At 55.6% G+C, this 14,354-nt stretch carries 13 protein-coding genes and 1 pseudogene; 13 read left to right on the top strand and 1 reads right to left on the bottom strand.

Translation table 11 applies throughout. The annotated features are described in order from the left end of the window. The first annotated feature begins 137 nt into the window (after window positions 1-137). A protein-coding gene (locus tag V7756_RS16445; RefSeq protein ID WP_335611279.1) for an IS3 family transposase occupies window positions 138-1,270 on the top strand; the annotation gives its coding sequence in 2 pieces (ribosomal slippage) (window positions 138-378 and window positions 378-1,270; 1,134 coding nt in all). Between the two features lie 133 nt (window positions 1,271-1,403). Here V7756_RS16445 and V7756_RS16440 read toward each other — a convergent pair. Beyond that, window positions 1,404-1,538 (bottom strand): annotated as a pseudogene (locus V7756_RS16440) ((S)-ureidoglycine aminohydrolase); the annotation flags it as partial. 480 nt (window positions 1,539-2,018) lie between these two features. Here V7756_RS16440 and V7756_RS16435 point away from each other — a divergent pair. The 12 genes from V7756_RS16435 (at window position 2,019) to V7756_RS16390 (ending at window position 14,163) form a co-directional block, all read left to right on the top strand. Further along, window positions 2,019-2,933, top strand: a complete 915-nt coding sequence (locus tag V7756_RS16435; RefSeq protein ID WP_335611278.1) for a nitrilase family protein — start codon at window positions 2,019-2,021, stop codon at window positions 2,931-2,933. Continuing rightward, entirely contained in the window at window positions 2,930-4,084 is a 1,155-nt protein-coding gene (locus V7756_RS16430) for a substrate-binding protein (protein ID WP_335611277.1), read from the top strand. The genes V7756_RS16435 and V7756_RS16430 overlap by 4 nt, the downstream gene beginning before the upstream one ends. A 13-nt stretch (window positions 4,085-4,097) precedes the next feature. Then, on the top strand, window positions 4,098-4,934 hold the full coding sequence (locus V7756_RS16425) for a branched-chain amino acid ABC transporter permease (protein WP_335611276.1): 837 nt from the start codon (window positions 4,098-4,100) through the stop codon (window positions 4,932-4,934). Continuing rightward, on the top strand, window positions 4,927-6,720 hold the full coding sequence (locus V7756_RS16420; RefSeq protein WP_335611275.1) for a branched-chain amino acid ABC transporter ATP-binding protein/permease: 1,794 nt from the start codon (window positions 4,927-4,929) through the stop codon (window positions 6,718-6,720). Before V7756_RS16425 ends, V7756_RS16420 begins: the two co-directional genes overlap by 8 nt. Beyond that, window positions 6,717-7,424, top strand: a complete 708-nt coding sequence (locus V7756_RS16415; RefSeq protein WP_335611274.1) for an ABC transporter ATP-binding protein — start codon at window positions 6,717-6,719, stop codon at window positions 7,422-7,424. The genes V7756_RS16420 and V7756_RS16415 overlap by 4 nt, the downstream gene beginning before the upstream one ends. Window positions 7,425-7,514: 90 nt before the next feature. Beyond that, window positions 7,515-8,207 (top strand): urease subunit beta, encoded by a 693-nt coding sequence (locus V7756_RS16410; RefSeq protein WP_218568409.1) that lies wholly within the window; start codon window positions 7,515-7,517, stop codon window positions 8,205-8,207. Window positions 8,208-8,210: 3 nt separating this feature from the next. Further along, window positions 8,211-9,926: an urease subunit alpha gene (ureC, locus tag V7756_RS16405; protein ID WP_335611273.1), complete on the top strand. Its 1,716-nt coding sequence runs from the start codon at window positions 8,211-8,213 to the stop codon at window positions 9,924-9,926. A gap of 13 nt (window positions 9,927-9,939) precedes the next feature. Next, the gene (ureG, locus tag V7756_RS16400; RefSeq protein WP_335611272.1) at window positions 9,940-10,551 is read left to right on the top strand and encodes an urease accessory protein UreG; all 612 of its coding nucleotides are present in this window, start codon (window positions 9,940-9,942) and stop codon (window positions 10,549-10,551) included. Further along, a complete protein-coding gene (locus V7756_RS19150; protein ID WP_023092982.1) occupies window positions 10,551-11,366 on the top strand; it encodes an urease accessory protein UreD in 816 nt (271 codons plus the stop codon). Before ureG ends, V7756_RS19150 begins: the two co-directional genes overlap by 1 nt. 9 nt (window positions 11,367-11,375) lie before the next feature. Continuing rightward, entirely contained in the window at window positions 11,376-11,888 is a 513-nt protein-coding gene (locus tag V7756_RS19145; RefSeq protein ID WP_048702522.1) for a hypothetical protein, read from the top strand. Continuing rightward, a complete protein-coding gene (locus V7756_RS16395; protein WP_335611271.1) occupies window positions 11,794-12,594 on the top strand; it encodes an urease accessory protein UreF in 801 nt (266 codons plus the stop codon). Before V7756_RS19145 ends, V7756_RS16395 begins: the two co-directional genes overlap by 95 nt. Before the next feature lie 24 nt (window positions 12,595-12,618). Then, on the top strand, window positions 12,619-14,163 hold the full coding sequence (locus V7756_RS16390; protein ID WP_335611270.1) for an ABC transporter substrate-binding protein: 1,545 nt from the start codon (window positions 12,619-12,621) through the stop codon (window positions 14,161-14,163). The last annotated feature ends 191 nt before the right edge of the window (window positions 14,164-14,354 follow it).

Below are 14,354 nucleotides of genomic sequence, written 5' to 3'. Positions count from 1 at the left end.
AGCTCGTCTTGTCTGGCCCGCATGCTGCGTAGCGCTGGCTGGCGAGCTCGAGCTGCATGCCGGTAGTAACCGGACGGGTTCTGCCCCGTAACTGCGGACACTCTTGAAAAGAGGCACAATGTGCCAAAGGAGTGTTCATGTCCAAACGCAGAAAATACAGCCCTGAATTCAAGCGCGAAGCCATCGCGCTATCTCGCCAGCCTGGTACCAACTGTCGTCAGGTGGCCTTAGAGATTGGCATTAACCCCAATCTATTGTCGCGGTGGGTCCGTGAAGCGGATGATACGCCAAGCAAGGCTTTCAAAGGTTCAGGGACGCCCCGTGACGAGGAGCTCGCCAATCTAAAGCGCGAACTTGCACGGGTAAAAAAGGAGCGCGATTTTTTGCGCGAAGCGGCAGTGTTCTTTGCAAAGGAGTCGTCCTGAGGTATCAGGCGATTCAACGCTGTCGCAGTCTTTTCCCGATACGCCTTATGTGTCGATGCCTGAAGGTCTCGGCCAGCGGTTATTACGCCTGGGCATCTCGACCTCTGTCCAGCAGGGCTATGGCTAATCAGCATCTGTTGTCGCGAATCGGAGAGATTCATGATGATAGTGGTGGCATGATTGGTTCGCCCCGGATGCATGAAGACCTGGCTGCCGAAGGCACTTCTACGAGCCTGAATCGGGTTGCAAGGCTAATGGCTAAGCACGGTATCCAGGGGTGGCCCCGCAAAAAGCGGGGACGCATGGGACGAGCATCGAGTCGGCCACAGGGTATTCAAAACCATCTACAGCGGAACTTCTCAGCGCTTGAGCCTGATACCAAGTGGGTCACGGATATTACGGAGATCTCCACTCAGGAAGGAAAACTGTATCTATGCGTGGTCCTGGATCTGTTCAGCAAGCTGATTGTGGGCTGGTCCATGCATCACAGACAGGATCGGCAGATGGTAATCAGAGCTGTTCAAATGCCTGTGTGGCAACGCCAGGGAGAAACCCCGGTGATACTGCACTCAGACAGGGGTACGCAGTTCACCAGCGGCGATTACCAGCGTTATCTGGGCAGCAATCGGTTAGTCAGCAGCATGAGTGCCGTTGGCCACTGTGGCGATAATGCCGCCTGTGAGGGCTTCTTTGGGATGCTGAAGCGAGAGCGAGTACATCACCGACGTTACCGTACTCAAGACGAGGCAAGAGCAGACCTATTTGAATACATCGAGCGGTTCCATAATCCTAGGATGCGACGTAGAGTTGCTGCGCAGGATCAAAAGCTCTTAGCTGTTTTATAACCGTCCGTGGAAACGGGGTAGAACCCAAACAATATAGCGCCATCAGCGAAGCTTTATTAAAGATTGGCCCATTATCGATAAGCTTGTTCCTGTCAGCTGCCGTAGGTCGGCAGTCTCATATGCCGGTTCGCATCGGACAGAAGACGCGCAGCCACATATAGTCGCCGGCCTCCAGCTCGACCCAATACTTGTTCAGCGGGTACACCGCCTTGCCTTCCAACTCGTACAGGCCGTGCTCCATTCCATGGATTTCGGCAAAGGGGAGCATGCATGTAAACATCGTCAACTTCCTGCCCGGTGGGGTGGGATGCCTTTGAATGCCCTAAGAAAGGAGAATCGGCGACGGCGCTGCCGTTAGCCCAGCTCCTCGCGCAAGATGCGGTAGAGGTCGTACGCCGTGCATCTTTCGAACGCAACGTTGCCCATCAATGTGCCACTGCGGTGCGTCGCTTGACCTAAATCGGCGCGGCCACCGAGGAAGGCGCAATCGAAACAGCCTATCGTTTCCTCTACTTTCAGGCGTAAAGGCCCCGAAATCCAAGGATGTTTAATTCGCTTACCAGGGTGGCACGCCCGTTGCTTGTGTTCAGGAACGCGCAGCTATCGTTTTGATTCTTTTGATATATCGGTTGGCGAGATATTCAGTGATCGTCCCGGAAATCAATTATCCCTTATGAAGCGGTAGCGGTTGTGTTCTGGTTTTGTAGTGCGCTATTTCGGCGCGCGACCGGTCGGAGGAGCTGATCTGATGCTTAGTCCCCTTGGTCACTCTGGCTCAGACCAGAGCCCGCAAAAGCTGAAAATTGCCTGCATACAGTTTGAACCAAAGTTTGGCGAGGTCGAGCACAACGTCATACGCAGCATCGACCTGATTGAACAGGCTGCCGGCTACGGCGCTCGCTTGATAGTTTTGCCAGAGCTATGCAACACCGGCTATATATTTCAGTCGCGGAAGGAAACTCTTACGTTATCCGAGCGTGTGCCTGAAGGGCCTTCTACTAATGCCTGGGTCGAAGCTGCTCGCCGGCTAGAAGTGACAATCGTCGCCGGGCTAGTAGAACGCGACGGAAATTGTCTCTATAACAGCGCAGTTATCATCGACCCTTCAGGAGTGCTAGGGGTTTACCGCAAGCTACACCTATGGGCAGATGAGAAGCTCTATTTCGAGCCGGGCGATCGTGGTCTACCCGTGTTCGATACTCTAGTCGGCCGGATCAGTGTCGTTATTTGCTACGACGGTTGGTTCCCTGAGATGTTTCGTCTGTCGGCCTGCCAAGGTGCAGAGATAGTATGTGTGCCAACCAACTGGGTGCCCATGCCAGAGCAACCGGCAGGCCACCCAATAATGGCAAACATTCTTCATATGGCCGCGGCTCACAGTAATTCGATAGTCATTGCATGCGCTGACAGGGTGGGCATCGAGCGTGGGCAACGATTCTTAGGGAATAGCGTAATCATCAATCGTTCAGGCTGGCCTGTAGCCGGGCCGTGCTCTGAAAGTGAAGAAAAGATCCTCATTGGGGAAGTGGATATGGACCCAAGGTGCGAACCCAGCTGGAACAGTGTCAATCACCCACTAACAGATAGACGAACAGATGTATACGGCGAGAATTTAGGCGCAGATATCCAGATTAACCTGGCAAAGTTAGAGGCAGAGCAATGAAAATACGTACACTTTTACTTGGTATTGGTCTCTCGGTGGGAGCTTCAGCATATGCAGCCGAACCTATAAAAATAGGTATACCAGTAGGTCTAAGCGGCGCAAACAGTGTCGTTGCACCTTCGGTCGTCCAAGCCTCGGAGTTAGCTGTCGAGGAGATTAATTCGCAAGGGGGAGTCTTGGGGCGTCAGCTGCGGCTTGAAATTGCTGATGACGGATCAGGAGCCCAAGGCGCTCAGCGCGCCTATGACAGTCTCGTTTTTCAACGGAAAGTTGACGGCATTGTAGCAATGGAAACTACGGCTGCCAGAAATGCCGGCTTACCAATCGTCAATCGCGGCAGGGTCCCCCTCATCTACACATCATTTTACGAAGGGCGCTCATGCTCTCCTTGGATGTACATCAATGCCTGGGTGCCAGAGCAGCAGGTCGCCCCGGTTGTCGACCATTTTATGACCGAGAACGAGGCCAAGAAGTTTTTCCTGATTGGCAGCGATTATGCCTTTGGTCGCGGCATGCTGCAGTACACTCGAGAGTACGTCGAGAGTAAGGGAGGCAGTGTGGTGGGCGAGGCGTACTTGCCCATGGATGGATCAGATTGGACCGCAATCATTTCTCAACTACGTTCGGCCAATCCGGACGCCTTGATTACGTCCACGGCCGGCGGCGCGCCAAACGTGACGCTCACCAGGCAGCTGCGCGCTGCAGGTATCTCGATCCCCTATGGTAACTACGCCCTTGATGAAGGCACAGCCAAAAGCATGGGGGATAACGCCGAGGGGATATACATCGTCGCATCTTACCTCTCAAGCCTAGAGACTGATGCGAATAAAGCCTTTCTCGAGGCGATCGAGAAGAAGTTCGGAAGCAGCGCCGAGACGCCGAACGAGTTGTCGGTGCCGCAGTACGAAGCCATATATGCGTACGCGGCGGCTGTCGAAAAGGCCGGCTCGACTGATTCTGCTGCTGTTATACAAGCGCTAGGGGAAGTGACAGTGGAAGGGCCCCGCGGCTCCGTCATCATGAATAAGCAACGTCATGCGTCACTCAATATGTATTTGGGCCGCGTCGCTGCTGATGGTTCAGTTCAACTCGTCGAATCGTTCCCAAAAGTTGACCCGGGCGAACAGTGTCCGCAATTCGCTAACAAGTAACGGGAGACACAACGTGGAGGCTTTAGCGCTTGACATTTTGACGACCGCCGCAATTTTGTTCGTGGTTTCGACGGGCCTCATGATCATCCTCGGTGTAATGAAGCTCATCAATTTTGCTCATGGAGCATTTTTGACCGCTGGCGGATACATAGCTTATCTTGTCGGCGCTGCTGGCCTCAACCCATGGCTCGCTGTCCCGGCGGCGGCCATCTTAGGGCTCTTGGCGGGGCTGGTGATTGAACGAACCATTATCAGGCCGCTTTATCATCGGCCGTTGGACGCGATATTGGCCACATGGGGGCTAGGCATTGTCATCGGGCAAGTATTTGCATTGACTTTCGGGCGGGGCGTGCAATTCGCGCCCTCGCCGATTCTAGGTACGATAGATGTTTTTGGAAGTGAATACTCTGGATATCGGCTGGCCATGCTAGCTATTGCCATAGTGTTGGCAGTTGCGCTTAGTGCTTTGTTGAGCTTCACCCGCTTCGGATTGAATGCACGTGCAGTCATTGCCAATGAACCGCTGGCTAGGGGCTTAGGTATAGATAGCGCGAATGTTCGATCCATAACTTTCGGCTTGGGTGCAGGACTAGCGTGCGCAGCCGGAGCGTTGATCACCCCATTGCTCTCGGTCGATCCAAACATGGGACTGCCTTGGTTGGTGAATAGCTTTATGCTAGTGATGATTTCGGGTGTTTCGTTTCCGAGCTTGTTGGTCGCTTCGCTGCTACTTGGTGGGTCGCAGGTCCTTGTCAGCACTTACATCAGTCCCATTCTCGGCGGCATGACTATCGTTGTTCTTGCTGCACTGATTCTGCGTTTAAAGCCGAAGGGGTTTAGCCGTGCCTGATAATCGCCTTTCTATATCTTACACACATCGTGCTGCATTGATTGGGTGCCTTTCAGGCTTGGCCATTATCGCTGTAGCGCCGCTCTTCCTCGATGTTTATCTAACAAATATTTTGATCCGTACATTGTTTGTTGCGGCAGTGGTGATGACTGTCGACATACTTTGGGGTTATACGGGTGTTCTAACATTCGGTCAGTCGGCCTTTTTTGGCATCGGAGCTTATGCCTGCGGGCTGGTCTTTACCCATTACGGATTCGGCCCTGGATGGGCACTTGCCGCGCTAGCTGTTGCGCTTGGCACGGCTGCAATCGTTGCTGCTGCTGTTGGATGGCTGGCTTTCTTTCATGGTTCATCCCCTCTGTATTCTTCCATAATAACGCTAGCATTGCCCATTGTGCTGACCCAGATAATATATTCAGGAGGCAGCTTTACGGGATCATCGAGCGGGCTTTCAGGATTCCCTACATATTACTGGGACTTGAAAGTTTGGTTCTGGATTGCAGGGGGCTTTTTGGTGCTCACGACTACGGCCGGCTGGCTTTTGGTGCGTAGCGATTTTGGCAGGGTCCTCATAGCTATACGTGAGAACGAAGAGCGTAGCGCCTATCTGGGTATCCCCGTCTCTCGCATCAAGACTATGTTGATGGTATTCGCCGGCATGGTGGCGTCTGTAGCGGGCTTCGGCTATGCGGCTTTCTCCAATGTTGTTGCTCCCGAAATGGCAGGATTTCAGCTGGGCACGGAGCTGCTTATCTGGACCGCACTTGGCGGGAGGGCCACGTTACTGGGGCCGGTCTTCGCGGCGATCGGGATCGATACAATCTCCTCATGGCTATCCGGCGCTATGCCTTTTGTCTGGAAGCTTTTGACAGGCGTCGCTTTTGTTTTGGTCATCGTGCTCCTGCCCCGAGGGCTGGCGCCGTTGATAGGCGCATTATGGCGTAAGCTGAGGCCCAAGCATGTCCCGAAGGTTCACGCGATCAGGCTTAACCCGGCGCCCGCGGGCCGGATGCTGCAAGCATCTTTCGGAGATGCGCCGCCCCTATGCCTGAGCCAAGTATCTCGTCGTTATGGGAGCTTACAGGTCCTGCGTGATGTGAACTTGGATGCGCACGGCACTGAGCTGCTAGGAATTATTGGACCCAACGGGGCTGGTAAGACGACACTGATGCGTTGCATTAGTGATGGCAACGAGCGCACCGGCGGTGCTGTTCGAGTCAACAACGCCGAAATAGCGCGGGGATCGCCCCAAGATATCGTTGGACTTGGGGTGGGACGCAGTTTCCAGAATACAAATCTATTCGACACTCTAACCGTCGGTGAATGCCTCCAGTTGGCTCGTTATCGAATCGATGGTGCAAAGTTGTTCGACAGGCGCGAAACCGTTTCGCTTCCCCAGCCAGCGCTAGACATTCTGAAGACCACGGGCCTCGATAAGATGCTAGCGGAGGAGACGCGCAACTTATCGCACGGAATGAAGCGGGGACTGGAATTGGCGATGGTGCTGGCAACTGAGCCTTCAGTACTCCTACTTGACGAGCCGACTGCAGGCTTGACCCGGCCTGAACGCATGGCCATCGGCGCGGTGCTCACGCGCCTGACGCAGGAATTCGGCTTGTGCATTATGCTTATAGAGCATGATCTCGACTTCGTGCGGGCTATCTGCAATCGAGTGGTCGTTTTGCATCAAGGTGCGATCTTGATGGAAGGGACTGTTGAAGAGGTAGTGGCGTCGGACTTGGTTAAAGCTGCCTATACAGGCCTACAAAAGGAGGCGGTAGCATGAACCAAGAGCTTCTGAGCGTCGAGGGGCTCACCAGTGGTTACGGCACAGCTGCTGTACTGCGAAACATTTCACTCAGCGTTTCCAAGGGCGAGATAGTCGTTGTGCTAGGAAAGAACGGTATGGGTAAGTCCACCTTGCTGAAAACAATCATGGGCTTCGTAAGTCCGTTCAGCGGTACGGTCTCGCTGGACGGGGATGATGTTACGAACATCCGACCGCACATGATGGCACGCTCCGGTGTTGCTCATACCCCCCAAGAGCATACGCTTTTTCCCGATCTGACGGTCGAAGAGAATCTCCGGCTGGGCGTAGCTTCGAACCGGCTTTTCCACGAGCGCCTGCCTTCTCTCGAAACCCTTTTCCCCCGAATGCTCGAGCGCCTAAAACAGCGGGCCGGAACGTTGTCTGGAGGCGAGCAAAAGATGCTGTTGATGTCGCGTGGCCTAATCGCCCAGCCAAAGTTGATGCTTATTGACGAAGTCAGTGAAGGGTTGCAGCCTGCGATGGTCGACCGCATGGGCGAGGTCCTTATCCGAGCACGGGATGAGCTGGGCATTGCGGTCTTGCTTGTGGAGCAGAACCTCGACTTTGCGCTGTCGGTCGCTAATCGCTTTATGGTGCTCAAGCTCGGCGAGATTGTAGAACAAGGGGACGTTGATGATGTTGTCTCGACCCAAACTCTCTCGGATCACCTGGCCGTTTGACCGGCATTCGCGACGGACCATGTGGTTATGGTTCCAAAACGGCCACTACGGTGTTAAAGGCGCAAGCAGGCCGACCAAGACAGGAAGAGAATGATGCGTTTACTGCCCCGTGAGGTGGATCGACTTCTTTTGCGCCAGGCTGCTGAACTGGCGCGATCGCGCCAGGCGCGCGGCCTTTTACTCAGCGAGCCCGAGGCACGCGCGATTATTGCGGATACCGTCTGCGAAGGTGCGCGCGGAGGAGGTACTGTTACCGAGATGGTTTCGATCGCGTCCGGGCTGTTGACTGAAGACGACGTGATGGAAGGGGTATCAGAGCGCCTCGATGCTGTCATGGTCGAGGGTTTCTTCCCGGACGGTCAAAAGCTGGTTTGCATACACGACCCCATCGGCCCAGGCAAATCCACTGTCCCTGGCGCGCCTCACAGGCCCCGCTGGCGCCTGGGTGAGCAGCCGGTGATAATCAATACGGATCGGCCAACGGTGACCTTGCGTGTCCAAAGCACCGCGGACCGGCCCATTCAGCTTGGATCGCACTATCACTTCTTCGAGGTCAATCCAGCCCTGCGCTTCGATCGTGCCGCCGCCTACGGGTTCCGGCTCGACGTCCCAGCTGCAACCACGGTGCGCTTCGAGCCGGGAGACACCCGCCTGGTTGACTTGGTGGCTATTGGGGGAGCCCGAGTTGTATATGGTCTGGCAGGCCTGGTGAACGGGGCCTTGGATGACCCAACCGTGCGCTCTGCCGCGATGATCCGTTTGGAAAGTTTTTTACAGGAGTAGGGTATGGCTCAGTCTATTGAGCGCTCTAGATATGTATCACTGTACGGTCCTACGGAAGGAGACTGCGTACGGCTAGGCGACACTGGCCTCTGGGCGAAGGTGGAGCGCGATTTCTGTGTAGGGGGCGATGAGTTAGTCTTTGGCGCGGGCAAGACGGTACGAGGGGGCACCGGTTGTGACGGTGTGCTGACCGCTGCCGACGGTATTTTGGACCTGATCATAACCAACGCTCTGATCATTGACGCCGTTGCGGGCATTATCAAGGCCGACATCGGCATTAAGGGCGGCCGGATCGTAGGAATCGGCAAGGCTGGCGACCCCAATCTTATGGATGGCGTAACGCCAGGGCTCACGGTGGGCGTGAACACGGATATCCGGGCCGCGGAAGGACATATCGTTACGGCGGGCGGAATCGACTGCCACGTGCATTTTATTGATCCGGGGCAGGTGGATGAAGCTCTTTCGGCGGGGTTCACCACGCTGATGGGAGGAGGGCTCGGACCCACTACGGTTCCTATTGCGTCGACAGGCACAACTAACCTGGGGCTAATGCTCCAAGCAGCTGAGGCCTTTCCGATAAACTTCGGTTTCATTGCAAAGGCGGCCTCGCATGCCGTCGAGCCTCTGCTCGAACAGCTTGCTGCAGGCGCAGCGGGTTTGAAAATCCATGAGGACTGGGGGGCGACTCCGGCCATCATCGATGCCGCCTTGAAGGCCGCGGAGATCGGCGGTGGGCAAATCCACTTGCACGCAGACACTCTGAATGAGTCAGGATTTGTAGAGCACACTCTGCGCGCCATGGCCGGACGGTGCATTCACGCCTATCACGTCGAGGGCGCCGGGGGTGGGCACGCGCCAGACATCATCCGCATGTGCGGCATATCGAATGTACTGCCCTCATCTACGAACCCTACGAATCCATTCACCATCAACACCTTCGATGAACATTTCGACATGGCGATGACGAGCCATCATCTCAATCCACGTTTGCCTGAGGACGTGGCGTTTGCGGAAAGTCGGATTCGAAAAGAAACCATTGGCGCCGAAGACGTTCTGCACGACATGGGAGCGATTAGCGCGATCGGTTCCGACAGCCAGGGGATGGGGCGAATCGGTGAAACCATCGCTCGCTGTTGGCAGCTTGCTGACACCATGCGTGAATTACGGGGCGCTTTGCCCGAGGATAGCGGCAGCGGTGCGGACAATTTCCGAATTCGTCGCTATATCGCCAAATATACTATCAATCCTGCTCTTATGTTCGGCATCGCAGATGAAGTGGGCTCGATTGAGCCTGGAAAGCTCGCAGATCTTATTTTTTGGAAGCCGGACAGCTTTGGCATCAAACCGGAACTAGTATTGAAATCTGGCTTCCCTGTCTGGGCTCCCTTGGGCGAGGCTAACGCTTCTCTTATGACCTGCGAACCTGTGCGTTATCGCCCGATGTGGGGGTACTTTGGTCGCGCTCCGCAGTCACTCGGCGTGCGTTTTGTCTCTCCATCTGCCATCGCCGCCGGGGTGGCCCAGCGACTCGATTTGAAAGCTACCTTGCGTCCAGTGGCCGACACGCGCCGTCTCACTAAACGCGATATGGTGCTGAATGATGTGTTACCTAAAATCGACGTCGACCCTGAGAACTTTCGGGTTTACATCGATGGACAGGCCATCGACAGCCCTCCCACATCGCAGGTCTCTCTCGGCCAATCATATATGTTGAAATAAGGAGTGCAAACCTTTGACTGCAGTGCGTTTAGGTTTCGGAGGGCCGGTAGGCAGTGGCAAGACGCGCCTGGTCGAGCGATTGCTCCCCTTGTTCGCCGCGCGAGGTATCTCTGTCGCCGTGATCACTAATGATCTGGTTACTCACGAGGACGCAGCACGTGTTCAGCGCTCCGGCCTCATCGATCCTGAGCGGGTTCTTGGGGTTGAAAGCGGGGCCTGCCCGCATACTGCTATCCGCGAGGACCCTTCGGTAAATCTTGAGGCAGCAGCTTGGCTGGAGCAGCGCTTTCAGCCTGACGTGATTCTCATCGAAAGCGGGGGAGATAATCTAGCCGCTACATTTTCTAGCGAGCTCGTGGACTGGTGGGCTTTCGTCATTGATGTTGCCGGCGGAGACGACATTCCTCGGAAGAATGGGTTAGGCCTGTTAAGGGCAGACCTGCTAGTCGTCAATAAGATTGATTTGGCACCTCATGTCGATGTCGATATGACGCGCTTCAGAGCGGACGTAGCCGCAGCACGTCCCGATCGCGCTTCAGTATTTACCGATCTGCGAAAAGGCGAGGGTGTGCAGCTCGTTTTTGAACAAATTGTCCATAGCGCGCTGTTTGGGCGGAAACCCTGATGGGCGACGGAGTGCTGTCGTTGCGCTTTGCTCGTGATCGACATGGTCGAACGCGACTTGCTGCACGACAACAGCGCTACCCGTTGACGACTACCGCCGTTTTGCCCATGGAGTCAGAATCTGGTGCGCTAATATACGTGCAAAACGCGGCAGGATCAGTTTTTGGCGGTGATCGCCTGCATGTTGCCGTACACCTTGAGGCTAGCGCTGAACTTTGTCTCTCAACACCGTCCGCAACACGCCTGCAAGGTGAAGCGCTATCGATACAGACGACCATGATCGAGCTGAGCGAAGGAGCCTTCTTCGAGTACATCCCGGATATGATAATCCCGCATGCGCAAGCGGAACACAGGCAGCACACATGTATTGCACTGGCAAACGGAGCCGAGGCCATTTTCATGGAGAGTTTCGCGGCTGGCCGGGTGGCGAGAGGCGAGGAGCACCTTTATCGAAGCTTCTCGACGCGCCTTCAAGTCAGTTTTAGCGCACGCCCTGTGCTTGTTGACGCTTCGAGTTTCCGTCCTGGGGAGGCGAGTCCGGCCTTAGAGGGGGCGTTAGCGTCGAGTGGTTTTGTTGGGACCATATTCGCGTTGTCCCAACAGGGCGACCATGAGGAATTGGCGACTCTTATCAGTCGACGGTTGGCGTCCTTACCGGGTGTGTATGGTGGTGCAGCTGCGTTAGCCTCAGGCTATGGTGCGGTGGGACGTTTTCTAGCTGACGATGCGCCAAATCTTCGGATGGCGACGCAGGTGGCTTGGGATGTCGCCCGTCGCCACATGCGCGGCCGTCCCGCTCCACTACTAAGAAAATGAAGAGGGATAATGCTTTTAGTGAATAATATTCTGGGCCACGTCAACGACCAGGATTTTTCCGGTCGTCAGACGGACCGTGTATGGATTGCGTCGGCCGACGCGGGTCGCCGCCGGTTACGCACTTGCAGCGAGGGGGGCGTAGATCTAGGCATCGAGCTGCCCCGTGTGAGCTGGATGTTTGACGGCGCAGTTCTGCATGATGATGGGATGTGTATATTGGTCGTCTCCCGCCGCCCCGAACTGGTGATGGTAATCTCGCTCAACGAGCTGGGCCCTGAGGCGGTGTTCCGGATTGGCCACGCTCTTGGGAACCGTCACAGTCCTGCGGAGCTACACGGTAATGAGATCCTTGTACCGGTGACCGATACGCCTGATCTTGTTGCGAGATCGGTCCAGGCCCTCGGATTGCGTGAGCTAACGATACGCTTTGAAGAAAGACCTTTTGCGGCTGCAAGACCTCCAAATGGTGTGGGGGCTGCACACGAGCACCATCACCCCGTCGCTAATTCTGACGATGCTTGAAGGCAACCTAGCCGTGCGCGCTGGCCCATTGTTGTCCCTTATGCAACTTGCCGACTCCGCGCTGCCGATAGGCAGGCACGCCCATGCGTTCGGCCTTGAGCGAATGCTTCGGGATGAGCGCGTGACCACGCCAGACGCGCTCCGTGAAATGATCGTCTCGGCCTTGATTCATGGCAGCGCCCGCGCAGACGGTGCGGGGACCGCGTTGGCTCATACGGCATTTGTGGATCGGAACTTAGAGGATCTGAAAGCAGTAGATGCGCGGCTTGACCTACTGAAGTTAACGGCTCCAGCACAGGTGGCCTCACGTCGCTGTGGAAGTCGCCTAGCGGTGTTAGCACCGTCACTTCATGCAGACCCGATGTTGGCGGAATACGCTACCGCGGTGGCGGGCAAGGTTACGCCGGGTCATCTAGCGGTCATATCAGGAGCCCTGGCGGCGGCAATGGGGGTTAGCCGTGAGAATGCTGTGCTAGCTGAGCTGAGAGGTGTGGCTACGATGATTCTTTCGGCAGCCGTTCGCCTGGATGTGCTTTCGGCCACGGCGGCCCAAGGAATGATGGTAGCTCTTTCCACGCAAATTATCGCAGCGGCAGAGATCGCGCTTGTAACTCGCCCGGATGAGATGGAAGGTGGCGCCGCTGTGGGGCTAGACATAGCAGCTATGCGCCACGCTCGTGAGCACGGTCGGCTATTTGCAACTTGACAATGCTAATTAGGACGCACCCATATGAATGAAGACAAGATTTTGCGCGTTGCGCTTGACTGGGCTGTGGACGAGGTCGATCCGCCCCGATCATTCGGGGGTTGGAATACAGGCCGCGTGGTTCACCAAACACATGAAAGCCTGTTTGAAGATGACTTCGGAGAGTTACCCGCTTCGGACGGCGCGCCCACCAGCCTCGTTCCGCGACTAGCGACCCATTGCATAACGTCACCAGACGCCCGTCGTTATACTTTTCGAATCAGAGAAGGGGTTCGTTTTCATGATGGGTGTCCACTCGACGCGGAGGCTGTAGTTATCAACTACGAGAGAATGTGTTGCGCAACCTCGCCCTTTTTCTCTCCGGTTGTTGCGGACTTCAATCGCATGGGCGTTGGCCTCATTGAAAAAGTTCGCGCTTTAGACTCGATGACCGTAGAGTTCAAGTTTTCCGAGCCGTTTCCTGAATTTCTGCGTTACATGACCCAAGAAGACGCACCCGGTGCTCAGTCGCTGATTAGTCCGGCGGCCATTCGCAAACTCGGTCCTGATGGTTGTGCCGACAAAGCTCCTGGTACCGGTGCGTTCCGGTTTCATTCTCGTTTTGAGACGGATGGAGGGTCTGCGGTCGAGCTGCGGCGGAACGATGACTACTGGGCCGGCCCGCCACAGATAGAAGGGATCCGGTTCCTACCTTTTCCTGACCGCAAGGCTCGCGTCCGGGCATTGGTTGAGGGGAAGGTGGATGTCGCCTATAGCTTAGAGGGCGCTGACCTTGAGGAACTGGCGGCGCTAGGGTTCACCGTGCCCTCATTTAACCCACCATATCTCTGGTATCTGGTATTTAACTTGCGCGATCCGCTTATCGCAGATTTGCGCGTTCGGCAGGCAATTGCGTACGCTATTGATAGAGAGTCATTATGCGCTGAGTTATTTCCGGGGGCGGCTGTTCCGGCGCATAGTGCGCTATCTCCAGGCTCCCCTGCTCATGACCCGCATGCAGCAAATCGCTATGTCTACAATCCCGAGCGGGCAAGGGAGCTCTTGGCCGAGGCAGGGGCAAACGATGGCTTGGTTTTGGATGTCATTGCGGCGCAAGCGGGGTCTGCGCAGCTCGATCCAGGGGCCATTTATCAGCGGCTCGCGCTCGATCTAGCCAAGGTTGGTATTCGCTTAAATGTAACGCTGCATCCGGATTGGGTAGCTTACTGCAACCAGTGGCGTGAGGGGGCGCCGTCTGGCATTGCATTCAGTGAAATGAGCTGGGGGATGTCGTGCGATCTATGGCTATCACAGATCCTACATGGGGCAAATCAGTCTCCCCGAGGTTTCAACGCTGGGTATAACAATGACCCTCATCTCGACGGATTCTTAGATCTCGCTCGTGCTACGATTGACTCGTCGGAAAGAGCCGCGCTATACAGGGCAGCTGATGCAAGGGTCATGGAATCACTCCCGATTCTTCCCCTGTTCACGTCCCGTCGAGGTATGATCGCGTTTTCGCCCAGGGTGAAGGGGCTCACCGTCGTAAACCAGTGTTGGCAAGACTTCCGAAAAGTTAGGCTCGAATGACCGAATCGTTCCTGGTCAAACATGAGTCGGCAAGCGAGCTGCTGGAACATGGCGCGCGAAGAGGGCTTTAAGCAGTTTGCAGGCAAGCGGATCAAGCTGCACCTTGCATATGCATAGAGGTGCAGCGGCACCATAGCTCTTAAATAAGCCCAGGCTTTTTGATGCAGCACCTAATCGGCTCGGGGTGAACG

The sequence above is a fragment of the Halopseudomonas sp. genome, assembly GCF_036961105.1.
GTDB lineage: Bacteria > Pseudomonadota > Gammaproteobacteria > Pseudomonadales > Pseudomonadaceae > Halopseudomonas.
The sequence above is the reverse complement of the archived record's forward strand: the minus strand, read 5'-3'. Positions and strand labels throughout refer to the sequence as shown.